The organism is Proteobacteria bacterium CG1_02_64_396 (assembly GCA_001872725.1).
Classification (GTDB): Bacteria; Pseudomonadota; MNWR01; order CG1-02-64-396; family CG1-02-64-396; genus CG1-02-64-396.
Window position 1 is genome coordinate 1 of the sequence record MNWR01000058.1, and the last position, 22,052, is coordinate 22,052.

Below are 22,052 nucleotides of genomic sequence, written 5' to 3' on the forward strand. Positions count from 1 at the left end.
ACCGATTACCCGCCGGCGCACGACTGCATGGATGCAGGAGGTAGAGCAATGCAGGAGCAATTGCCGAGTAGGACGATCTCAAGTCCGACAGACTCCTAGCAGGCTCAAGCACTCAAGAAATGAAGCATTCCAGAAAATATCGGGGGATCTTCGCGTCTCTCGCGTGCTTCGCGTGAGACGCTTTTGGTTATCCCACCGGTCCCATGAAAAATAGTCTCTCAGGCATCAAAAGGCGTTGTAGACAATATGAACGCCGCCCCAATCCGCCTCGGCTTTAAAAATCCGCGCCTTGGGGTGATGACTCAATTCAAGCACCTGCCCGGACAACCAACGCACCCTGACTTCGGGGCCGCCCCCCGGTCCGCTCGGCGCCGCGCCATGGTTGCCGTCGGCGATCCAAAGGTTACCGCTTTCGTTGCCCCAATCCTGATCGCCATCAAGCACGGCTGCCTGGGTTGAAAAACCGGAGGTGGCGCCACAGTTCCTTGCGAACACCACCACCTTGAACGCCCCATTCGGGGAACGGTAGGTGTTCAGCAGCTCATTCGCACATCCCTCCTTCAACAGGCACCACGTCACCAATGCAACGACGAGTGCCAATGCTCCGAGCGTTGCAGCCCCAACCACCCATGTTCGCTTGATGACGGACACTTCCATGGCAATCCCTATGAAAAAACCAACATATGGCGCTGCATTCCAAGTAGGCCAGGGAACAACAATTTCAGGGCTTTGCTTTTCTTCTCGCCCTTCGCGGCTTTGCGGCGACTCAATGGATGCAGGAGATAGCGCCACGCAGGAGCGATTGCCAAGAGTCCCTTTTTTGGGCGTTACCCGTTGAACCGCCCCAGCCCCATCGCAAGACCCAGCAAAATCAGCCCCACCCCGCCCAGTCGTCCCAACAGGGTCGCGTTGCCACTGGCCTTGGCGCCCCAAAGGGCCGCCGCCCCCCCCAGCGCCAGAAGCGGCACCAACGATGCCAGGGGGTAAATCAGCAGTCCCGGCAACACGTCGACCGACAGTCCCTGCATTTTGGTCAGCATCAACCAGCGCCCCAGGTCGCCCCCAATGCAGGGGGACCAAAACCAGCCCGCCGACAGCCCGACCAAGCCGCCGAGTCCACTCCAAGCGCCGCGCAGTCGATCCATCACCCCCCAAACACCCACGCCAACCACTGCCGCCGCCAAACCGAGCCCCCAGGCCGACCCCAGGCCATACACGAAACCGGGTTGCCAAGCGGCCAACACAAAACCCAGTGCAAATCCCAACGGCAGCACCACCGCCCCCCACCAACGCCCCATCCCCGAGGGGGTCAAGGCGGCCAGCGCCCAAATCAACGCGGTGGCCAGTACCGGCAAGGCGCAGGGGGATGAATAGGAATGCCACGCTTCCAGCGCGGTATCGAGCAAGGAGGGGGCGATCAGGTCGAACATGGGGACTCCGAAAAGGCTTCGGGCAACGGGAAGGGGCGATCCTACTCCGGCTTGGCGGTGCGATCCCCCTCCTGAGACTTTTCGGCCTGCAATTGGGCCCAATAACGGGCGTGGTCGTAGGCCAGGGTTTCGCCATCGATGCGGCCGGTCAGCCAGCTCCAATCCATGGGGAAAACCTTGGGCCGCAACACCGTGCGGTAGAGGTGCCACACCACCACCACCGCCAGCCCCAGCGCCGCCTCGGCTAGATGAAACACCTGGGCATACAGCAACGTGCGGGGTGGCAACTGCGCCAGCGCCCACTCCAGACCCGGCCCCATGATCAGGCCGGTGGAGATCATGATCGTCCCCCCCAGCACGGTCTCCCAATACTCGATCTTTTGGTAGCAGGTGTAGCGTCCCATGGGTGGGGGACTGGGACGGTGGCCGAGCAGGTAGCGCAGGTAGCGCCCCATGTCCAACCAATCCTCTTTAAACAGCCAAATCCCCCGCCAGCGTTTGGGGTTCCAGCCAAAAGCAGCCACATGGACCACCGCTACCGCAATAAACACCCCCGCCGCCATGCGGTGGACCAACATCCGCCCCTCGCCCCCGCCACACAACGCCGTGACCGCGTCGGCCCAAGCGGCGCCCGAAAACCAAAGCGCGAAGCCAGTCACCTGCAAGACCAGAAAACTCAGCGCCCAGAGTAGATGCTGAATCCGCCAGAACACACTAAAGCGGGGATAACCCTCAGAGAGAGAAAGGGTGTGAGCGGGCACTTCAGTCCCCCAATTTGGGATGACAAGCTAGGCAGCGTGCGAAGGTGCGCTTTTCCTGGACGAAACGGTTCTGGGAGCGTCCCGGCTCATGCGCCATATGGCAGTCGGTGCAACGGAAGTCCCCCCCCCGGTGGCGGGGTTCTCCGTGGAACCCCATACCCTGCACCGTGGCGATCTGCTCCTCTTGGTGGCATTGCAGGCAGGCGGCCCGATTCATGACATCCGGCGCCGGTGTGGTCTGATCCTGCCCATGGCAACTGGCGCAGGTGACCCCCCCCTCAATCGGGCGATGGGCCGCCGCAAGAGAGTCGGCCATCCGTTCACGCAGCAACTGCCCCTGCTCTTTGCGATGCAAATGGCAATCGATGCAGGGGGTATCGAGGTCGATCCAAGGGCCGTCGTGGGCCTGGACAGGCTCGGGCAAGAACAGCAAAGGGAGAAGCAACCACCACCACAGATGGTTTTTGGGGCCGTTGTCTTGATGCTCCTTGCGGCAACGGTAAGTTGCCAAGACATTGAGAAGAATCAAATACAGCAGCAACACCGTACCAAAGACAGCGTAGCCCACGACGATCCAACGTACCGGATCGCCCCCACCACGAACCTCGTCCTGGCGATGGGCCGCCGCCCCCGCCGCCGAACCCGCATGGATTAAATGGGCGGTCATCGCCTCCTGTTCGGCCTTGGGGCGACCCTCGGCATGACATTGAACGCACAGCTCCCCGACCCGCTGGGGGTGAACCGTCGAGGCGATATCGCTGCGGGGGGGGGCGTGGGCGCTATGGCAGTCGAGGCATACCGGCGTTCCAGGCACCCCTGTCATATGAAGGCGACCGTGCAGACCCTCTAAATAACTGCGCCCCCGTTCGGCATGGCAGCCAATGCACAGCCCCATGGCACCATCAGCAGGGTGACGCAACCACAAGGCCCGGTCGCGACGGGGGGCCTCCTCGGCCACGCCGGGCAGGCGATGGGAGGCGTGGCAATCGATGCACAACGGGGCCACGGAGGGTCGATGCTCCTTGGCCCAAGCGCCGTGCACACTGTGCCCGACCGTCTCGGCTTGTTCATCGTGGCAGGCCGAGCAACGCCCGGACAAGCGCGCCCGTTGATCCGGCGCCTGGGTGATGATGAGGTCGTGGGCCTGACCGGAGTCCCCTTGCACCGGCTCCGGCAACGGATCGGGCAACCCCGCCCGTCCTTGCTCGCGGTGGCAGTCGATGCAGCCGATCCCCACCTGGGCATGGACCGAGTCCTCCCACGCGGCAGGACCATCCACCTCCCCCTTTTCGGGAAGCATCTCCTGATGACACAGAGCGCATTCACTGCGGTCCGATGGTGCTGGAATTGCCCAAAGTAAACCCGTCCCAGCAATAAACTGGGCGGTGCTCAGGGCCAGTAAATAGACCATTTTCAAAGGGATGGACTGCCGCAACAGCACTCAGCCTCCGCGAATATAAGAATTCGCTTGATTAGATATTGCTTATACTCTAAATTACTAAAGGTTCATTTGTCATCCCGTGCGGCGCGAAGTCTAGTTTCGAAGAATTGAACCGCCTACCAGCTTTGCTGTCCCACGTCCCCCAACCCCCTCGACAGGAGGATTAACAATGAAGCGCTTGATTGCCTCGATTGGTTTGGCCCTCGTGGCCGGCTCCGCCCTGGCAGGCGGGATCCCCGATAGCATCACCACCACCAAGGGCGAGACCCTGACCGTTCCCGAGTCCATCAAGAAGTGCATGACCTGCCATCTGGTCGGCACCACCCCCTGGAAGCCAGTGTTTGCCGGCCCCCAGCTCAACGGCGCCTTTGGTCGACCTGCAGGTACGTTTGAGGGGTTCAGCTACGGCGACGACCTGAAAAAAGGTGGCTGGAATTGGGATGAGGCCCACCTGACCCAATGGATCAGTAAAACCACCGGCGGTGCCAAAAAAGCCATTCAAACCTTCAGCGGCAATCCCCTGGCAAAAACCAAAATGAGTTTCCCCGGCCTAAACTCCGAGGCTGAGGTGCAAGAGGTGATCAACTTCCTCAAGAAACTCTGACCGCAAACCGAACACCTAAGTAGAAAACACAAAGCCCACGGCAGCGGTTGACGCTTCCGTGGGCTTTGTGTTTTGATGCGCGCTCCCTGATTTGAATCCGGCTTACCGGAAACTGACGAACAAACCCAAAAAATAAGCAGCTTACCTGTTGCGAGAGGAGGAAAGAGCATGCGTCATTCGTTGATTGCTTGGGCCGGGGCCCTGGCCATGAGCGTCGCCATTGTGGCTCCCGCGAACGCCGGCAAAACCGTGGCCACCGGTGCAGGCGATGTCGAGATCCCCAAACAAGCGAAGAAGTGCATGGCCTGCCACAACTTCGACAAAGGTGCAGGCACGAAGGTTGGTCCCGAGTTGTACGGCCTATTCAATGCCCCTTCGACCATTCAGGGCGGCGGCTGGAGCTGGACCGCTGAGAATCTGCACCTGTGGCTAAACAAGGAAAAGGGTGGCCCCAAAGAGGCGATCAAGGTTCTGACTGGCAACGCCGGCGCCACCACCAAGATGGGTTTCAACGGATTTAAGGATGATGCGGAAATCAACGAAGTCGTCGATTTCTTGAGCAAATTGCACGATTGATCCAATAAAAAAACCGGCAATGTGCCGGTTTTTTGTGGTTTCGCGAGACGGCCCGCCTTTTGGCGGGTCGTTTTGTTTATGGGGGTAGGGGTGTATGGGTAAGCCCGGCGATCACGATGCGTGGCCCCATGCCAAACGGCTGTTGGAGGCTGCCATTGAGGCCCTCAACCGCGAGGATTGGGGGGAATGTGAACGGCTGGTTTACGAAAGCCTCGACCGTCACCCCCTACCCCAAGGCTACCTGCTGTTAAGTTTGATGTGGCGTCAGCGCCAGGATCACGACCGCGCCATGGCATTGGCCCATCGCGCCGTGCTGCTTGATCCCGCTTTCGGCCCCGCCTACCTCGAAATCGCCGTCCACCTGATCGACACCGGCCAACCGCAGGAGGCGGTTGGGTTTTTAATCAAAGCCCGGGATGCCTTCTTCCAGCCCACCCCGCATTTGGTCCATTACTATTTGGGACGGGCCTTCGAAGACTCGGGCCTCCCGGAGCAAGCCCGTGACGCCTACCGCCAATCACTGGCCGACCACTCCGGATTCGTGTTGGCTCGTAGGGCACTCAAGCGGCTCAAAGGCAAACCCACTAAGGAAGCGCTGATTTAATGGCGCTTCCGAGCGGCCCAGGGATGGCCGCCAAAATAGCGCGGTCGTAGCCGAAGCCCTGCTGAAAAAGGCAGGGGCCTTGATTCAGCGTTTCCCTAAGGAAGCGCCGATTTATTCGCGCTTCCGAGCGGCCCAGGGATGGGCCGCCAAAATCAGGAACGTAAGTGACTGATTTTGCAAGCGAAGAAAAAACGACGTTTTTTGCGTAGCGTGCTGATTAAAGGCAGGATCCTTTCATCAGCGTTTCCCTAAAGAAACGCTGAATCAATCAACGCTTCCCCAATAGCTATCGGGCCTGTTGAATCGCCTCGATGGCCGACTCCACCACCACGTTCAATCCCTCCAATCGACCGATGCAATACCCGTGAATCCAACAGGCCCCCTGACGCTGTCTTGCCAAAATCAGGGGAGCCAAACGTTGCCCCTTCCCGCCGGTCGGGCTCTGTCTCACCCCCTCCATTAACGCCGCCAACGCCCGCAAGTCCTGCCGCTGCCCCTCCTCGCGGTGGAACCGTTTTTCAAGTTTAAGCTGCCGTTTTTCCCACCCGGTAAGATGAGCCCGCCACCACTCTCCGAGATAGCGCACCCGTTTGCCCTTGATCCGTACCTGATGGATCGCCGGTCCCGAGATGTCGCGCTGCCTACCCACAATTTTGGCGATCTGCCGTTGCCAGCGCTGCCACGCAACGGCAAACGCCGCCCGCACCACCTGTTCGTCGATGGGGACCACCCCTAGCGGCAGGGTTTCGCACCAGACCCGGAGACCTTGTTCCGGTCGCACGACGTGCCACTGCGCAACCCACTGGGCCATGCCGATTTCTAGTTGCTGCCTGAGTCCCTGCGATACCGGGGAGAGATCAAGCGGTGCCAGGGGCTGCCACGCAGCGATGCGGGGAATGGCCACTTGCAGATCGCGCAGTGGTGAGGATCGCTTCATACAAGTTTTAAGGCCGGAACTGCCAAGCCGGTGGCGCAATTCAGCCCTCCACGCCTCGGGACCCCAGTACAACAGGGTTTGCAGACGTCGGTATCCGATGCGCCACTCGTGCAACTGTTCGGGATCATCGAGCCAGACCTGCGGATCCTCCGACAATCCCGACCACTGGGTCAGCACCTCGACCAAACGCGCCCGCCACATTCCCACCATGCCCATGCTCATGTCGCAACCCCAATCCAGGAAGTTCGAACGTGCCTACATGGTTCGGCTTTCAAGTCCCATCGCGCAGCCGAAGCCGCCTTGCTTGAATATTCTATATATAATGATATTCTAATATATAGATTGCTTTCGATCCTTTCCCGCCCACCCGGAGCTTTTCATGACCATCAACAACGCAGTCCGTGCCTTCGCCGGTACCTTCGTCCTGATCTCCCTGGCTCTGTCGCAGTTCCATGATCCTCGCTGGCTGTGGTTCACTGCCTTTGTCGGTGCCAATTTGCTGCAAAGTGCCTTCACCGGCTTCTGTCCGCTGGTGAACATCCTTAAAAAGGCGGGTTTAAAAGAGGGCAACGCCAGCTGCTGACGATCACGGCACCAAAACCGCCTCGGCCTCTAAACCGGGGCGGTTTTTTGCCCGTAACCAGGCCACCGCAACCTGAAGATCGGCCCGCTGCGGCTGCGCCATCCCCAGCCACCAATGCAGCAGATCGGCATCCTCGCAGGTCGCCAGAAGGGTCACATGACCCTGCTCCTCGACGCTGAAGTCGCCCCAACCCGCCCGCAAGTTTTCAAATAACAGGTCGAGCTCCAGCATTCCTCGGCGTCCCAACACCTCTGCCCCCACCGGCTTCACACCACCCCAGCAATGTGCCGAGCCAGCTGCGGCCAGTTGGCTCCCGGCGCAATCAACCCCAAAGGGATCGCCTGCCGCGCTCCGGTGACTGAGGGAGCGTTGCCCGCTAGACCCCGCAAACTACGCCACCCCAACCAGGCAAACCCCGCCGCCTCGATGGCGTCGCTATCCAGCGGCGCCTCGACCCGATGCAATCCGGTCCGAGTCTCAATCGCCTCGACCAAGGCCCTGTTGTGCCGCCCTCCCCCCACCACGCAAAGGCCGGTCGGTGGCTCGGGAAGAAAACCGATCCCTTTGGCCACACTCCAAGCGACCCAATCGACGTAGGTGGCCAGCAGGTCGACCATGGGTCGATCACCGAATTGGGGCCACCACGATTCCAGCCAGGCCTGCCCGAACGCCTCCCGTCCGGTGCTGGTGGGGGGCTTTTTCTTGAAGAAGGGGTGGATTTGCCAAAGGGCCAGCAGCTCGGGAATCACCCTCCCCTCCAACGCCATCGCCCCCCCCTCGTCAAACCCCAGTCGCCCGTGGGTCGCCTGGGTGACAATCAGGTCGGAGCCCATGTTGGCCGGCCCCGTATCCCAGCCCAGCAGCGGATTGCCCAGCCAGGTGAGGTTGGCGATCCCCCCGAGGTTGAGCACAAGCAGTCCGGGGTGCTCGGTGAACAACGCCCGATGGAAGGCGGGCATCAAGGGCGCCCCTTGACCGCCATGCCCCATATCGGCCATACGGAAATCGCCCACCGTTGTCCACCCGGTCAGGGCGGCCACAATGCTGGGATGACCAAGCTGCCAGGTGAAACGGTCGCGCCCTTGGGGTTGATGACGCACCGTCTGGCCGTGACTACCGACGAAGAGGATCTGCTCCGGTTTGAGCCCGGCACTGCGCACCACTTTTCGCGCCGCTTCGGCAAAATGTTGGGCAATGCGATGGTTCAACCGCCCCCCGACCTCTAAGTCGTCCCAGGTCGGCTGAGCCAGGCGCAGGATCTGCTCGGCCACCTCGAAGGGCCAAGGCTCGGTGTTAAAAGCGACCAGCTCGGCCCCCTCCCCCTCCAGCCGCACCAAGGCGGCATCGATGCCGTCGGCGGAGGTGCCGCTCATCAAACCGACCCCATAGACCGACCCGCTCATGCCCCCTCCTCGTGTTCGCGCCACATCTGCAGCATCAGCTGCGGATCGTCGAGCAGTCGCACCGCCGTCCGAGCCAAAGCAACAGCGGCGTCGACCATCGCTGCCACCGCGCCAGGGGTGCGGACCGCCTCGGCAAAGGGGGAGGTATGGCAGGCGAAATCCTCGGGGGCGATTTTGATGGAGGGGTGAATCGCGGGTAGCCGTTGACTGACGTTGCCCATGTCGGTGGAACCGACTGGGCGCATAGCCCCCAGATCGCGTAGATCGACCCCGGTGGCACGCCATTCCTGCTCGAACACCTTGTTGAGGGTGGCATTGGCCCGCAGCGGCTCGTAGGTGGCAAAAGGCTGTTCGAAGGCGACCGTGCAGCCGTGCATCAAAGCCGCCCCCTTGGCCAAGTTATGGAACCGAGCAATCAGGTCGCTCAGGTCGGGCAGGGTTTTGGCGCGCAGATAGAAATACCCCTCAGTCCACTCCGGGACAATATTGGGAGCCGCCCCCCCCTGGGTCACGATGCCGTGGATGCGCAGCCCATCCTTAAGCTGCTGACGCATCAGCCCCACCCCTTGAAACAGGGTGAGCAGGGCGTCGAGGGCGTTGCGCCCCTCCCATGGCTCGGCGGCGGCATGAGCCGCCCTCCCGCGAAACCGAACCTTCCAGGGCGACATGCCGTAGGTCTGGGTCGGCAGGTCGTTCCACCCGGCGGGATGGGCCAGCATGGCGGCCCCGATCCCGGCAAACGCCCCCGCCTCGATCAGCCCGATCTTGCCCCCGATCGCCTCTTCAGCCGGGGTGCCGATCACCTCGAAGCGACCGGCCAGATCGGGGCGCAGCCGGTGGACTAGGATCGCTGCCAGACATGAGGCGGTGCCGATCAGGTTGTGGCCGCAGGCGTGCCCCAGCCCCGGCAAAGCGTCGTATTCGGCCAACAGCGCCACTCGCCCCTCGTGGGGTACCCCGGTGGCCGCCCGAAAACTGTGGGGCACTGGCCAGGGGGTTTCGACGGTGAGCCCCTCCTCGCGCAGCCAGTCCATCAAAAGTCGGCTGGATGTCTCCTCCTCCCCCGCAAGCTCGGGATGATCGGCCAGCGCCTGGGCGATGACATCGAAGCGGGCCGCCAGGCTTTCGGCCTGACGCCGCCACGTTTCGGGGGTGATTGCAGGGTGCGGCATAGGTACACTCCAGCGACCGGCCAGCCATAAGCTGGCTTTTTTATGATGAGCAACGATCCACAGTGGGAGTATCCCTTGTCCGATTCCAACGCAGCACTGCCCGCCGAGATCACCCAGCAGATCAATGAACTGCGCCGGGGCACCGACGCCATCCTTTTAGAGGAGGAGCTGGTCGCCCGACTCAAAGAGGGCACCCCCCTCAAGGTGAAGGCGGGGTTTGATCCCACCGCCCCCGATCTGCATCTGGGTCATACGGTGCTACTGCACAAACTGCGGCAATTTCAGCGTTTCGGCCACAAGGTGCAGTTTCTGATCGGCGATTTCACCGCCCGGATCGGCGATCCCACCGGCAAGAACGAAACCCGCCCCCCATTAACCGCCGAGCAAGTCGCCGCCAACGCGGCCACTTACAAAGAGCAGGTCTTCAAGATCCTCGATCCCGACAAGACCGAGGTGGTCTTCAACTCCCAATGGCTTGGTTCCCTCTCCGCCGCCGATCTCATCGGCGTCGCCGGAAAAACCACCGTGGCCCGTATGCTCGAACGGGATGACTTTTCAAAACGGTACGCCGACAACCGCCCCATCGCTCTGCACGAGTTCCTCTACCCCCTGCTGCAAGGCTACGACAGCGTCGCCCTGGAATCGGACGTGGAACTGGGCGGCACCGACCAACGCTTTAATCTGCTCATGGGGCGCGAGTTGCAACGCCACTACGGCCAAAAGCCCCAGGTCATCATGACCCTGCCGATCCTTGAGGGGCTCGACGGGGTGCAGAAGATGTCCAAATCGTTGGGCAACTACATCGGCCTGACCGAGGCGCCCGCCGAGATGTTCGGCAAGGTGATGAGCATTTCGGACGAGCTGATGTGGCGCTACTTCGAGCTGCTCTCCGACCGCTCTCTCGACGAAATAGCCGCGCTCAAACAGCAGGTTGCGGGTGGCAGCCTCCACCCCATGGCGGCCAAGATGGGGCTGGCCGAGGAGCTGATTGCCCGTTTTCATGGCCCCGAGGGAGCCCAAGAGGGGCGCACCCACTTCGAAACCCAGTTCCAGCGCAAAGAGGTTCCCGAAGATACCCCCGAGTTCCCGCAAGCGCTGGCCGACTGGGAGGGGTGGCCCCGCCTGCTGGTCGCTGCCGAAATGTGCGCCTCGACCTCAGAGGCGATGCGGCTGTTGAAACAAAACGCCGTCAAACTAGGGGATGAAACCCTGACCGATCCCAAGGCCGAGCCCCCCGAAGCGGGACGGCATCTGGTGCGGGTCGGCAAGCGGCGGCTGTTTTGGTTGGTGCTGGGGTAATCGTCGGGGGGGATGGTGGATGCGCAGCGCCGATCCACCACCACCCCTCAAACCCCTCAATCGGCAAACTTGGGATGACACGCCACACAGTGGCCCCAAACCTGATCCTCGCTGGTGAAGGCGGCCCGTTGGGGCAGCGTCTCGTGGGGGCGGTGGCAATCGGTGCAGCGGATTTTGTCTTGCCCCAAGGCGCGATGGGCCGCGTCGCCGTGATACCCCCCCGCCGCAGCCCCGATGTTGGCCGGATTGTGGCATTTCAAGCAGCTCTCCGGCCCCTCCAGGCGGCGCAGCGAGACAAAGCGGTGGCAGGTGCGGCAGGTCCCCTCTTTGGTCAATAGGTGGTAACCGGCCAGGGTGTCGATCTCGTGCTCAACCGATACCGGTCCGCTAACCCGGTAAAGTTTGGTCGCCGCCATCGCGGTGACCACCAGGGTCATCACCACCACCAGGGTTAACCAGACACGGATCCCACGCGGTGGGCGGGATCGGTCAATGCGCATAACGCCCCCAATCCCACAGGTGGGCAAAGGCGTGCCACAGGGTTAAGAAGAGCACCGCCGCCGCCGTGGCCCGATGGATCCGGGTTAGTCCAATGAGCAAGCTGTCGTACTCCCCCTGCAACACCGTCCGCCGTTCCACTTCGGCCCGCTCCCGCAACATCTCAATGGCCTGGTGGTAGATCCCCCGTTGCTCGGGCTGAAGCAATGCCCCCTGTTCCTCAAGTCCAAACCAAAACAGATCGTCGTCGTGGCGGCGCAGCAGGGTCTTGGCGCCGATCCGCTTGAGGTGGACGAAGGGGCGCTCCTTGCAATCTTCAAGCAGGGTGGCGATGCGTCCATCCAGGGCGTCGAGTTCGACCAGGTTCTCTTTCTGGGCTGCGGCAATGCGGGAGGGAACCCAGGCGCTGTAGAGCCGCAGCCACACCCCCGACAGCAGCAGCGCCCCCATCAACCCCACCAAAAACCCGCCGCTCGACAGCCCCACCGCAAGCCCGCCGTGGGCGACAAAGAGCACCACAATGGGGATGCCCAGCAGCATGTGCCACCACAGGTGGGTCGATAGGGAGATGGTGTAGCGGCGCATCATCTTGCGCCGAAAGAGGTAGATGAACCCCAGGGCAAACAAGAAGGTGAGGATCGACCCCGAGACCACCTGCCCCCGCTCCCCTTCGGGCATCTCGGGGAGCACCCCGAAGAGCAGCCACCAGGCGATCCAGATCATCGCCACCGCCCCCAGCACCCCCCCGCGGTGGGAGGGATTCATGGTGGCCAGGCGTTCCTTGAGGGTGCGGTTTTGCGGTCCGGAACTCACAGACGGGTCCCCAGGTTGACTTGGAAATGGCTCTCCGGCTCAACCCAACGGATCGCCTCAACGTGGCAATTCATGACGCAGGCGGCATTGCTGAACCCGAAACAGCCGTCGCATTTCACCGCCACCTGCCCCGGCCCCCCTTCGGACTCAAGCAGTTCTTCCATGAAGATGGCGTCGTAGGGGCAGCGCACCGCGCAACCGGTGCAGCCGGTACAGTTGTCTTGCACCTGCACCTCGCCGGTCGGGGTGCGGCGGATGGCGTCGTAGGAGCACAGCAGGCAGACCGGGTCGTCGCAGATCCAACAGGCGCTGGGGATCATGGTGCTGCCGATGCGCCTTCCCGAGCGGACCAAGCGGGAGATCCCGTGCCGGTCGGCGCAGGCGTCGACGCAGTGGTCGCAGTGAACGCAGCGGTCCAGATCGATGGCCAGGATCCGGCTGGCTTGCAAGATGCCGCTCGAAACCAGGGCGTCGACCTGATGACTGGGCAGGCTGCAGGGGCCGCTTTGGGCGTTTTTCTTGCGCAGCGCCACCAGGTCGTCGATGTACTTCTGGAATCCGGGGTGCTGCCGGGCCAGCTCGGTCCCAAGCGAACCGGGCATCTCCATGACGATGCAGCGCGAGGCGGCGACGACATCGACGGTGCGCAGGCGATCGGGGGAAAACAGCGCCATCTCGCCGAAGACCGAACCGGAACGCAGGTACGAGATCGTCTGCCCATCGAGCACCACCTTCATGTAGCCCGATTGCAGAATGTAGAAATCGCCCCCCACCGTTCCGGCTTCGATGAAACTCTGCCCCGCCTTGAGGTGGCGCACCCGGGTTTGGGGCTGCACCTCGTCGGTGATGAGCACGGCGGGCAGTTGATCGAAGGGGGGGGTGCGCAGCAAAAACGAGGTGACCAGCCGGTTGCCGTGGTACTCCTCCAGCCGCTTTTCGAAGTGTTTGTCGATTTTTCCGGCGTCGTGGAGCAGCCCTCGACTCACCCGCAACGCCACCACCACGTCGCTGGCCGCTCTGACGGTGGCGGTGCGGGCCTGTTGCGAAAGGGCGCCGATCTCTCCCACCACATCGACCGCCTCGATTTCGGCGATGAGCAGCTCCTGTCCCCCCACCATCAGGGTGACGTCGACCTTGCCCTTGATGAGGATGTGGAAGTCGTCCCCAAAGGTCTCCTCTTCGAGCAACACCTCGCCGAGGTTGAAATAGACCTCCTCGGCCCGGTCGACAATCAGCCGCAAAGCGGCGACGTCGAGCGCCCCGAACAGGGGGCTGCGGCGCAGTTTATCGATGAGGTATTCGGGGTTTTGGATCGGCATGAGGTTCGGTAATCAGGATTTGGGGCGTTTTCGGGGCGGGATCAGACCCTCCCCGGCGAGGTACTGCTGCAATTCAGTGGCGGGGAGTTTACTCAAATCGCGGGCAACTTCGTGGACTTCGATGCCATGCAAACCGCCGTTGCCGACCTCGCGCAGGAATCCGAGCATCCGCTTGTCGGCCACCAGGGTCAGGCACCCCTTGCCCCCCAGCTTTTGGGTCGCGGTGGCGATCACCTCTTTGGCAAAGCGCCGTTCGGTTTCGTCGCGGTGGCTATCGCGGTGATCGTCATAGCCGTGGGCCTGCCCGTTGCCCGAGCGATTGCGACCGCTTTTAAGGTTGGAAAACAACTCGTCGCCCGTCATCTCCTGCTCGGGATTCACCAGAACCGCAACCTCCACCAGGTTTGGCCCCGACTCGTACTCGGGCTGCTGCGCCGCCGCCATCGTTAAAAAACGGGCGCGGGCTCCATCGGCCACCACCACCAGTGTTGTGTTCATGTTCGACCCCCTTGGTTGATCCAGCGCAAAGCAGGCGCCCCGGTTGGGGAACACGCCTGCAGGATGCCCACGCGGCGACCGTGCCCCTTCCCCCAAATGCTAGGCCCCCCCTTCATGGGTTGGGAAGGGCGGATGCGGCCAATGCCACCAACCGCCCCCTGGTGGGGATTTGACACGGGGGGGGGGGGGCAAAGTAGTCTGGTGGTGTCAGTCCCTAAGTAGGTTGTTTTCAACCGCTTTCCCGCTGCGCTGGAATCAAGGATGTCCGGATGCCTCGACACGCCCCACCCCCCATGCACCGCCCCCCCTGTTGTTGTGCCGCCCCTTTGCCGCCGTGTTCCGTAACCCCTTTGGGAGGTTCCGCCATGAAGCGTCTGCTTGTTTTGACTTCGATGTGTTTGCTCTGGCTTCCCGCTGCTTATGCCGACCCCGACCTGGCCGAGGGGATGACGGCACCGTGGCAGGTTGAATTCGACGAGGCCTACCACGAAAACGACCGGCAGCAGCGCGAGCAAGAACGGTTGCATTTGAATCAGCAACAAAGGCAGGGAAAAGAGCAGCAGCACGACGAGGAACAGGCCGCCGAACGGCAGCGGAACAACGAACGGGAGCAGGACGAGCAAGAGCGACAGAGGCGTCATCAGCAAGATGTCGAGGCCGAACACCAGCAGCGTCAGGCCTTGGATGCTGGCGCCGCCTGGGACGCCCCCTAAGCCCAGAACCCCGCCCCCAATCACCTCTCACCCGTTTATGGAACCAGGAATGAATAAGGAGTTGCGCGATGAATCTCCGCCGCTGCCGCTGGCTGTGCCCCCTAGCCGCCGCTGTTTTGGCCATGTCAACCCTTCCCATGGGAAGCGCGTTCGCCCTGAGCGGCCCCAACGTAACCTTCAGCCGGGGCGACGTCAGCGCCCCGGTGGGGTCTTACAGCCAAACCATCGCCATCCCGGTGCCCCCCGGCATCACCGGTTTTCAACCCTCGGTGCAATTCAGCTATTCGTCGATGGGAAGCAATGGCCGCATGGGGATGGGGTGGGATATGAACACCCCCCACATCGAACGCAGCACCAAGAACGGCGCCCCCGCCTTTACCGATGCCGACCCATTCACCCTGGTAATGAACGGGGCAGCCCAAACGTTGATTAAAATAGGTCCGGGTGAATACCGGTGCAGCCGGGAATCGGCCTTTTTGAAGATCGTCAAAAACGCCACTGGCTGGGTGGTGAACGACCCCAACGGGTTGACCTACTACCTGGGCCCCAAGGATCCGGCCTCCCCTTCCGATGCAGCCCAGGACTCCGTTTACCCCACAGGCAGTGCCCAGCCCTTTTCCTGGTGGGTCAGCCGGATCGAAAACCCCTACGGCCACGCCATTTTGTATTACTACACCTACGGAAATTGGCTGACCAAAATCGCGTACGGCCCCATCGACGCCAGTGGGAATTACGCCAATCGGGTGGATTTCACCTACGAAGCCCGCGACGACCATCCCTGGCTGCACGGGGGTTGGGTTCCTGGTCATCTTGGGGGACGCCTGGATGCGGTTAAAACCTACGCCCAGGGGCAGTTGGCCGCCGACTTCCGCTTCCATTACAGCCAGACGCCGAACGATCCCCGCAGTTTGCTGACAAGCGTCTCCCGCCATGCGGTCGACGGGTCGGGGGAAACCCAACAAACCGACTTCAACTACACCGGGCACAACCTCTACAGCCTGGCGCAGAATTGGCGCCAACCGGTCACGTCGTACACCAACAACACCTCGGACAACAACTACACCTACACCTTTCACAGCTACGTGGACTTTGACGGCGACGGGAACACCGAGCACATCTACTTCCCCGCCAAAGCCACGACCTTTCAAATCAACGGCTACCCCTTGCCGATCCCCAGCCGGGGCGACACCGCCCGACCGGCCGCCTACATCGACCTGGACGGCGATGGGTTCATGGATTGGCTGGTGCGCGACCCCAGCGGCAAGATCGCCGCCTACCGGGGCAGGGACGGCAGCACATTCGCATCCACCCCCACCCTTTGGAACGATCCCGCCGCCAATCCAAGCACCATGAATTTTGCTGATGTCAACGGCGACGGGTTGCCCGACCGGATCGCGGGCAACGTGGCCTACCTCAATGCGGGCGACACATTCCTGGCCACCGCGACCCCCTACACCCCTCCCGCTGGAATGAAAGCCGCCACCACGATGGGATACCTTGGCGGCCCCTACAACACACGCATGGCCTGGATCAAGTCGTGGGGGCAACCAGTCTGGATCTACCTGCACGACCGCTGGGAGCGGCGCCCGTTACTCACCAAGGTCCGCAACCTCAATTCGGGGCTCGACACCACCATCGCCTACACCGCCCAAACGGTGGCCAATTACCCCTCCAAACAGATGTACACCGTCCGGCGCATCGCCACCCAGGGCAGCATCGCTGCCCCTTACCGCTCCACCCGGTACGACTACACCGGCGGCACCTACAACGTGGCCACCAAAGAGTTCCGGGGCTTCCAGCAGGTGGTGGCCACCGACGAACAAAGCGGTTTTGTCACCACCACCACCTACCTTCAGGATGTGGTGTTTGTGGGGATGCCCCAAAACATCACGGTCGCCGCCCCTTCGGGGGCTGTGGTTTCGCAAACCGGCAATGTTTGGAAGGCCAAGAACTACAACCCCACCGCCGCTACACCCCCCACCTACAAACGTCAACTCCCCTACCTGGAATCCTCCTCCACCACCACCTGGGATTTACAAGGGGCGCAAACCAGCGCCTCCTCTTTAAGCCAAACCTACGACAACCTTGGCAATTTGCTCACCAGCACCCAGCTAATCGCCGGGGGATCGACTTCGGTCACCACCAACACCTATTACCCTCGGGGCACCACCTGGTTTTTGCACCGGCTGCATACCACCTCCACCACCGTCACCGCCCCCGACGGTTCCGCTCATACCCGTGGCAAGAACTTCGTGTACAACCCATTCGGCCAGCTTGTGCGCGAGATTGCCGATCCCAACACCGCTTTCGTCCGGCACCAGGTGTTCTCATACGACCCCCAAGGCAACCTGACCCGCCTCGAAACCCAAGATGCCAACCGCCTGCCCCTGACCCGGACCGACTTCACCTACGCCAACGCTCTTTTCCAACAAACCGCCACCAATAGCCTGGGCCACACCGAAACCTACGAATACGACCCCCGTTTTGGGGTGCGTACCCTGTTGACTGGCCCCAACGGACTTTCAACCGGGTGGGATTTGGACGGTTTTGGCCGGGTGATTAAAGAAACCCGCCCCGACGGCACCGCCACCAACATCGCCTATCGCCTGGATGCCCGCAACGGCACCGACTACTGGCGCTTGCGGGTGGTGCGCAGCGAAACCGGTAGTGGCAGCCACACCGAGTATTTCGATTCCTACGGGCGCAGCCGTCTGAAGTGTCAACCGGCCTACACCAACGGCTACCTCTGGCAGTACACCCGCTACAACACCCTGGGGCGGGTCGAATACGTCACTCAGCCCTATGGTTCCGGCATCAATGGCAATGCCGCCCCTCGCACCACCTACACCTACGACATTCTTGGGCGACAAATCGCCATCACCACCCCCGATGGCAACGTCAGCCGCAAGGACTACCTCACCCTGGCCGGCAACCAACGTAAAGAGGTCACCACCGCCCCCCTGGGCCACACCACCACCCAGTTTTACAACGCCAACGACCAATTAACCCGAGTGGTCGATTCCGCCAACGGCACTCTGACTTACACCTACGACGCCGCCGGGAACCTGACCCAAACCCAAGACGGTGCTGGAAACACCACCACCATGGTGTACGACCTGCTGGGGCGCAAAACCCAGATGACCGACCCCGACATGGGGACGTGGCAATACACCTACACCCCCCTGGGGCAGTTGCAGTGGCAGAAAGACAACGCAGGGCATGAAACCACCATGGAGTACGACGACCTGGGGCGGATGAAATCGCGCAGCGAAGCCGAAGGGGACAGCACCTGGATTTACGACACCTTGTGGGTCGGCGCCCTAAGCAGGGAAACCGGCCCAGGTGGTTTTGCCCGCAGCTACACCCACGATGGCCTGGGCCGCACCACCGACGTCACCACCACCGTGGCGGGCAAGGATTACACCGTCTCCACCACCTACGATTCCGCCAGCCGGGTGCAGAATTTAACCTACCCCAATGGCCGCATCACCCGCCACGTTTACACCGCCAATGGCCACCTGCAAGCGCTGCGCAATGGCAAGAACAACGGTTTGATCTGGCGGGCCGACGTTGTAAATACCCAGGGGCAGATCACCCAGGAATACTTCGGCAACGGCCTGACCACCCGACGCACCTTCGACCCCAACACCGGCGCCCTGACCGCCATCCGCACCGGATCGGCCCCCGGCATGGCCAATGTGCAAGACCTGGCTTACGGCGTTGATGCTCTGGGCAACTTGACCTACCGGGAAAACCGCATCGCTGGATGGCATGAGGACTTCACCTACGACCAACTCAACCGTTTGACCGAGGCCCTCCGCTACGACCTGGCCAACCTAACCACCCCCAGCCAAACCCGCTCGTACCGCTACGACGCCATCGGCAACCTGACCTACAAGTCGGATGCTGGCCCCGGTGGGTACGTCTACGATTTGACCCACCCCCACCAGGTGACTTGGGCCAACGGCAACAGCTACACCTACGACCTCAACGGCAACCTAACCCAAGGCGCCGGTCGCACCATTGCCTACACCTCGTTCAACCAGCCCTGGCAGATTCAAACCGCCAGCGCCACCGTCACCTACGGTTACGACACCGGCCATCAGCGCCTGACCCGGCAAACCCTGGACAGCCGCACCGTCTACATCGGCAAGTTGTTCGAAGAAACCACCGTCACCCCGCCTGGCGGCACCACCATCGTCAAACAGACCTGCTACCTTTACGCGGCAGGCAGGCTGGTGGCGCAGGTAGAAAGCAGCAGCGGCGTGGCGCTGATCCGTTACATCCATACCGACCACTTGGGCTCCCCCGAAACCATCACCAACGCTTCGGGGCAGATCATCGAAACCCTGGACTTCGACCCCTTCGGCGCCCCCACCACCCCCAGCGCCTTGCTCAGCCGGGGTTTCACCGGCCACGAAATGGAGCCCGACGTTGGCCTGATCAACATGAACGCCAGGATGTACGATCCAGCCCTGGGCAGGTTCTTGCAGGCCGATACCGTCGTGCCCAATCCGGGGAATTTGCAGGATTTCAACCGCTACACCTACGTCAGAAATAACCCCCTGGCTTATACCGATCCGTCGGGTCATCTTCCCGACTGGATGACAAATCCAGTGGCTGCAACTGCCAACTTTTTTGCCACAAGTACAGGAAGAAATGTCCTTGCGGGAATCATTATTGTGGGCACTGTCTGTGCCGCCATTGCTTGCCCAGTAGCAGCCCCTATTTTATGGGGCGCCGTGGCTGGCGAGGTCGTAGGTGGCTACAGCGCGGCTGTCAACGGTGGAGATGTACTTGCCGGAGTGGTTGTTGGCGGGCTTGTTGGCGCAGCCTCCACATATGCAGGAGGACTATTGGAGGCCCAATTAGGGGAGGGGATTTGGGGCGGCGCGGCTAACGGAGCAATGATTGGCGCAGGCAGTGGTGGTGTTGCTGGTTATGCTGGGGGAGCAGGAAATTGGACCTCTGTGGGGCAAGGAATGTTAATCGGTGCTGTTGCTGGGGGGATCCTTGGAGCCGCTTCGGGTTGGGCAAAGGGCGAACTTGCGGCGGGTAAAAATACTCTTGGCGATCTAACAAGTTCGGAAATATCGCAGCGAGTAGAAAATAGCCTGTTTGATGCGGCAAAAAATATGGCCAGACAAGGAACCGTCAGGAACTCCTTGTCCATTATATCCCAGTCTATTGGGAACCAGTTTCTGGAACCGGCTGCCTACTCTCTTGTAAGCAGTACAGGTGCCACGGTTTTTGTGATCTCAACGGTTTCCGGTGCCGTTTCAATCAAAAAAACACGTGATTACATTATCGAAAATGGTGGTGGATTTAAGATAACCCACCAATGGAGCTTTTAAAGTCGCACATAGAACTTATAGCGATCAGCAAAGAGTGGCTTTAACGAGGCGATGATCATGAATATATTTGTTGTGGTAATGACACTTGTTTTTGTGGCAGGATGTTCTCATTACACGCCCACAGTGACTACATCTGATGGAAATATAAACGTGGGTAATGAGTATGGATTCGCACTCCCAAATGGATTTATTGTGTCAACTAAGGCTGACGCTTTCTATAATGACGGATCTATTGCTGCCAGCGATATAAAAATGTTTTCGTGCCCAGACGAAGCAAAGATATATATTTATCGTTTGTCAGAAGTGTACCATAATGAAGATTCCATCAATGGGCCTGAATTTATGCGCGGACTGATCCTAAAAATACTAGGACAATGGAGACCAATAGATCATAACATTACTCTCGGGCAACATGTGGATGAAGTTTCATTTGGCATGATCGACAATAGGCCAACGGCTTTAATGGAATTCACAGAAAATGGGCAATGGCATGATCCGTGCTCAAATCGCATCGAAGGTATCAAGAAATCGCGGAATCAGTGGGTAATAATTCGCGACGGGTATAATGCACCGACATGGTTAATGGCTCCACATCAGGTAATATTACTCTGGTACCAAGCCCCAGAGGATTCTTTCGCAACTAAAATCGGCTCTTTTGAAGAATTAGTCCAAAGCTTTCACTTTATAAACGGCCTTGTTCCACATACAAAATGGTAGCCGATTAGGGGAAGAGACCGCTCCAAGAGCGGTTGCTATTGCGGCCCTTCCCGCGACGAATCCCTTCCCGTCATCAAAAACTGCCGTCTGATCGAATAGGATCCCCGCCAAGGGCCACCCCCCAACATTTTGGCCCCCCGTAATACCCCCGCCGCACCGAGGGCACGCTCCGGATCCGCCCCCTAAACAGAGCCCTACCCCGGTTCGGCCACGGGGTGGCCTCCTACCAGGCAAACCCAACCGACACCCAAGGGCAGGTGCTGGAGCACCTGGACTTCGACCCCTTCGGCGCCCCCACCACCCCCAGCGCCTTGCTCAGCCGGGGTTTCACCGGCCACGAAATGGAGCCCGACGTTGGCCTGATCAACATGAACGCCAGGATGTACGATCCAGCCCTGGGCAGGTTCTTGCAGGCCGATACCGTCGTGCCCAATCCAGGCAATTTGCAGGCGTACAACCGTTATTCGTATGTGCTCAACAATCCCCTGGCTTATACAGATCCGTCGGGGCATTGGCCCAATTGGCACGCCCCAAGCTGGCTTAGTAGTGCCTGGAAAAAAGCAAAACCTGTCCTAATGGTGGTGGCCCAGGCGGCGCTTACCTATTACTGCGGACCTATTCTGGCAGGGGCCATTATGGGCGGGATTACAGGAGGAGTTCAGGGGGCGTGTTTGGGCGCCATTGCGGGAAGCTTTGCATTTGGGGCAGGAGAAATGGTTGCTAATTGTGGCCTTGGTTTGGCGGGATCGGCCATGGCTTTTGGAACCTCGGGCGGTATTACCAATACCATGTATGGTGGAAATTTCTGGGAGGGATTTGGTATGGCAGCAATACCGATGATGCTACCAACCATTGGCCATGGAGCAGATTCCTATAACTTGCTCGGTGTGGCATCGGATGCGGCAAAGGGAGGAATGGTTGCCCGAATGTACGGGCAATCTTTTGAACGGGGAGCGATGATCGCCGGGGTGAGCAGCATGACGTATAACTTAATGCGGTTTGGCAAGAGAGGGACGATTCGGCCAGGCGCAATGAATGGGGTGGACCCCACTCCTTGGACAGTTTGGGGGCGAAAATTTGTAAACGGTTAGTGGCGGTGGGTGGTTCCGCCGTGGGTTTGATGGACCTGTTCTGGGGTCTTGCCGCCGAGGGCACTGTGGGGGCGCTCGGTGTTGTAAAACCGGAAGTAGCGGTCGAGCCCCTGGTGCAGCGCCACCCCATCGGCATGGTCGTACAGGTAGATCTCTTCGTACTTCACCGTGCGCCACAAACGTTCGATGAAGACGTTGTCCAGCGCCCGGCCCCGTCCGTCCATGCTGATGAGAATCTG

At 60.7% G+C, this 22,052-nt stretch carries 21 protein-coding genes; 8 read left to right on the top strand and 13 right to left on the bottom strand.

From position 1 onward, the window contains the following. Positions 1-225: 225 nt before the first annotated feature. The 4 genes from AUJ55_06950 to AUJ55_06965 all read right to left on the bottom strand — a co-directional run bounded on the left by AUJ55_06950 (position 226) and on the right by AUJ55_06965 (position 3,632). On the bottom strand, positions 226-564 hold the full coding sequence (locus tag AUJ55_06950; GenBank protein ID OIO57282.1) for a hypothetical protein: 339 nt from the start codon (positions 562-564) through the stop codon (positions 226-228). A gap of 263 nt (positions 565-827) precedes the next feature. After that, on the bottom strand, positions 828-1,430 hold the full coding sequence (locus tag AUJ55_06955) for a hypothetical protein (protein OIO57283.1): 603 nt from the start codon (positions 1,428-1,430) through the stop codon (positions 828-830). A 41-nt stretch (positions 1,431-1,471) separates the two neighbouring features. Further along, a complete protein-coding gene (locus AUJ55_06960; protein OIO57284.1) occupies positions 1,472-2,191 on the bottom strand; it encodes a hypothetical protein in 720 nt (239 codons plus the stop codon). A gap of 1 nt (position 2,192) precedes the next feature. Continuing rightward, entirely contained in the window at positions 2,193-3,632 is a 1,440-nt protein-coding gene (locus AUJ55_06965; GenBank protein OIO57285.1) for a hypothetical protein, read from the bottom strand. A gap of 169 nt (positions 3,633-3,801) precedes the next feature. On the opposite strand from AUJ55_06965, the gene AUJ55_06970 reads away from it, so the two are divergent. The 3 genes from AUJ55_06970 to AUJ55_06980 all read left to right on the top strand — a co-directional run bounded on the left by AUJ55_06970 (position 3,802) and on the right by AUJ55_06980 (position 5,416). Beyond that, positions 3,802-4,236: a hypothetical protein gene (locus AUJ55_06970; GenBank protein ID OIO57286.1), complete on the top strand. Its 435-nt coding sequence runs from the start codon at positions 3,802-3,804 to the stop codon at positions 4,234-4,236. Between the two features lie 168 nt (positions 4,237-4,404). Next, positions 4,405-4,812 (top strand): hypothetical protein, encoded by a 408-nt coding sequence (locus tag AUJ55_06975; GenBank protein OIO57287.1) that lies wholly within the window; start codon positions 4,405-4,407, stop codon positions 4,810-4,812. 94 nt (positions 4,813-4,906) lie between these two features. Further along, positions 4,907-5,416: a hypothetical protein gene (locus tag AUJ55_06980; protein ID OIO57288.1), complete on the top strand. Its 510-nt coding sequence runs from the start codon at positions 4,907-4,909 to the stop codon at positions 5,414-5,416. A gap of 286 nt (positions 5,417-5,702) precedes the next feature. On the opposite strand, the gene AUJ55_06985 is transcribed toward AUJ55_06980, so the two are convergent. Then, positions 5,703-6,575 carry a hypothetical protein gene (locus AUJ55_06985; GenBank protein ID OIO57289.1) on the bottom strand — a complete coding sequence of 291 codons (873 nt, stop codon included), beginning with the start codon at positions 6,573-6,575 and terminating at the stop codon, positions 5,703-5,705. A 157-nt stretch (positions 6,576-6,732) separates the two neighbouring features. On the opposite strand from AUJ55_06985, the gene AUJ55_06990 reads away from it, so the two are divergent. Continuing rightward, positions 6,733-6,936: a sulfurtransferase gene (locus AUJ55_06990; GenBank protein OIO57290.1), complete on the top strand. Its 204-nt coding sequence runs from the start codon at positions 6,733-6,735 to the stop codon at positions 6,934-6,936. Positions 6,937-6,939: 3 nt separating this feature from the next. On the opposite strand, the gene AUJ55_06995 is transcribed toward AUJ55_06990, so the two are convergent. From AUJ55_06995 to AUJ55_07005, 3 genes are read right to left on the bottom strand one after another with little or no spacing between them, the layout of a single operon-like run. Then, the gene (locus AUJ55_06995; GenBank protein ID OIO57291.1) at positions 6,940-7,167 is read right to left on the bottom strand and encodes a hypothetical protein; all 228 of its coding nucleotides are present in this window, start codon (positions 7,165-7,167) and stop codon (positions 6,940-6,942) included. Between the two features lie 35 nt (positions 7,168-7,202). Next, entirely contained in the window at positions 7,203-8,339 is a 1,137-nt protein-coding gene (locus AUJ55_07000) for a hypothetical protein (protein ID OIO57292.1), read from the bottom strand. Beyond that, entirely contained in the window at positions 8,336-9,511 is a 1,176-nt protein-coding gene (locus AUJ55_07005; GenBank protein ID OIO57293.1) for a hypothetical protein, read from the bottom strand. Before AUJ55_07005 ends, AUJ55_07000 begins: the two co-directional genes overlap by 4 nt. Positions 9,512-9,556: 45 nt before the next feature. Between AUJ55_07005 and AUJ55_07010 the strand changes: the two genes are divergently transcribed. Then, positions 9,557-10,810, top strand: coding sequence for a tyrosine--tRNA ligase (locus AUJ55_07010; protein OIO57302.1), 1,254 nt, complete (start codon positions 9,557-9,559; stop codon positions 10,808-10,810). 56 nt (positions 10,811-10,866) lie between these two features. Here AUJ55_07010 and AUJ55_07015 read toward each other — a convergent pair whose 3' ends face one another. Genes AUJ55_07015 through AUJ55_07030 form a run of 4 tightly spaced genes read right to left on the bottom strand, consistent with a single transcriptional unit; the run spans position 10,867 to position 13,938 of the window. Next, positions 10,867-11,310: a hypothetical protein gene (locus tag AUJ55_07015; GenBank protein ID OIO57294.1), complete on the bottom strand. Its 444-nt coding sequence runs from the start codon at positions 11,308-11,310 to the stop codon at positions 10,867-10,869. Next, positions 11,300-12,121, bottom strand: a complete 822-nt coding sequence (locus AUJ55_07020; protein ID OIO57295.1) for a hypothetical protein — start codon at positions 12,119-12,121, stop codon at positions 11,300-11,302. Before AUJ55_07020 ends, AUJ55_07015 begins: the two co-directional genes overlap by 11 nt. After that, positions 12,118-13,440 carry a hypothetical protein gene (locus tag AUJ55_07025; protein ID OIO57296.1) on the bottom strand — a complete coding sequence of 441 codons (1,323 nt, stop codon included), beginning with the start codon at positions 13,438-13,440 and terminating at the stop codon, positions 12,118-12,120. Before AUJ55_07025 ends, AUJ55_07020 begins: the two co-directional genes overlap by 4 nt. A 12-nt stretch (positions 13,441-13,452) precedes the next feature. After that, entirely contained in the window at positions 13,453-13,938 is a 486-nt protein-coding gene (locus tag AUJ55_07030) for a hypothetical protein (protein ID OIO57297.1), read from the bottom strand. 365 nt (positions 13,939-14,303) lie between these two features. Between AUJ55_07030 and AUJ55_07035 the strand changes: the two genes are divergently transcribed. From AUJ55_07035 to AUJ55_07045, 3 genes are all read left to right on the top strand, one after another. Beyond that, positions 14,304-14,651 (top strand): hypothetical protein, encoded by a 348-nt coding sequence (locus AUJ55_07035; GenBank protein ID OIO57298.1) that lies wholly within the window; start codon positions 14,304-14,306, stop codon positions 14,649-14,651. 68 nt (positions 14,652-14,719) lie between these two features. Beyond that, positions 14,720-20,005: a hypothetical protein gene (locus tag AUJ55_07040; protein OIO57299.1), complete on the top strand. Its 5,286-nt coding sequence runs from the start codon at positions 14,720-14,722 to the stop codon at positions 20,003-20,005. 932 nt (positions 20,006-20,937) lie between these two features. Continuing rightward, positions 20,938-21,813, top strand: a complete 876-nt coding sequence (locus AUJ55_07045; protein ID OIO57300.1) for a hypothetical protein — start codon at positions 20,938-20,940, stop codon at positions 21,811-21,813. Here AUJ55_07045 and AUJ55_07050 read toward each other — a convergent pair. Continuing rightward, positions 21,810-22,037: a hypothetical protein gene (locus AUJ55_07050; GenBank protein ID OIO57301.1), complete on the bottom strand. Its 228-nt coding sequence runs from the start codon at positions 22,035-22,037 to the stop codon at positions 21,810-21,812. The two genes, AUJ55_07045 and AUJ55_07050, sit on opposite strands and share 4 nt — an antisense overlap. Between the last annotated feature and the right edge of the window lie 15 nt (positions 22,038-22,052).

What these genes read in the sequence shown, in the direction of transcription:
- AUJ55_06955 (OIO57283.1), bottom strand. Translation starts at nt 1,430, where the DNA reads ATGTTCGACCTGATCGCCCCCTCCTTGCTCGATACCGCGCTGGAAGCG.
- AUJ55_06970 (OIO57286.1), top strand. Translation starts at nt 3,802, where the DNA reads ATGAAGCGCTTGATTGCCTCGATTGGTTTGGCCCTCGTGGCCGGCTCC.
- AUJ55_06975 (OIO57287.1), top strand. Translation starts at nt 4,405, where the DNA reads ATGCGTCATTCGTTGATTGCTTGGGCCGGGGCCCTGGCCATGAGCGTC.
- AUJ55_06980 (OIO57288.1), top strand. Translation starts at nt 4,907, where the DNA reads ATGGGTAAGCCCGGCGATCACGATGCGTGGCCCCATGCCAAACGGCTG.
- AUJ55_06985 (OIO57289.1), bottom strand. Translation starts at nt 6,575, where the DNA reads ATGAGCATGGGCATGGTGGGAATGTGGCGGGCGCGTTTGGTCGAGGTG.
- AUJ55_06990 (OIO57290.1), top strand. Translation starts at nt 6,733, where the DNA reads ATGACCATCAACAACGCAGTCCGTGCCTTCGCCGGTACCTTCGTCCTG.
- AUJ55_06995 (OIO57291.1), bottom strand. Translation starts at nt 7,167, where the DNA reads ATGCTGGAGCTCGACCTGTTATTTGAAAACTTGCGGGCGGGTTGGGGC.
- AUJ55_07000 (OIO57292.1), bottom strand. Translation starts at nt 8,339, where the DNA reads ATGAGCGGGTCGGTCTATGGGGTCGGTTTGATGAGCGGCACCTCCGCC.
- AUJ55_07005 (OIO57293.1), bottom strand. Translation starts at nt 9,511, where the DNA reads ATGCCGCACCCTGCAATCACCCCCGAAACGTGGCGGCGTCAGGCCGAA.
- AUJ55_07010 (OIO57302.1), top strand. Translation starts at nt 9,557, where the DNA reads ATGAGCAACGATCCACAGTGGGAGTATCCCTTGTCCGATTCCAACGCA.
- AUJ55_07015 (OIO57294.1), bottom strand. Translation starts at nt 11,310, where the DNA reads ATGCGCATTGACCGATCCCGCCCACCGCGTGGGATCCGTGTCTGGTTA.
- AUJ55_07025 (OIO57296.1), bottom strand. Translation starts at nt 13,440, where the DNA reads ATGCCGATCCAAAACCCCGAATACCTCATCGATAAACTGCGCCGCAGC.
- AUJ55_07030 (OIO57297.1), bottom strand. Translation starts at nt 13,938, where the DNA reads ATGAACACAACACTGGTGGTGGTGGCCGATGGAGCCCGCGCCCGTTTT.
- AUJ55_07035 (OIO57298.1), top strand. Translation starts at nt 14,304, where the DNA reads ATGAAGCGTCTGCTTGTTTTGACTTCGATGTGTTTGCTCTGGCTTCCC.
- AUJ55_07040 (OIO57299.1), top strand. Translation starts at nt 14,720, where the DNA reads ATGAATCTCCGCCGCTGCCGCTGGCTGTGCCCCCTAGCCGCCGCTGTT.
- AUJ55_07050 (OIO57301.1), bottom strand. Translation starts at nt 22,037, where the DNA reads ATGGACGGACGGGGCCGGGCGCTGGACAACGTCTTCATCGAACGTTTG.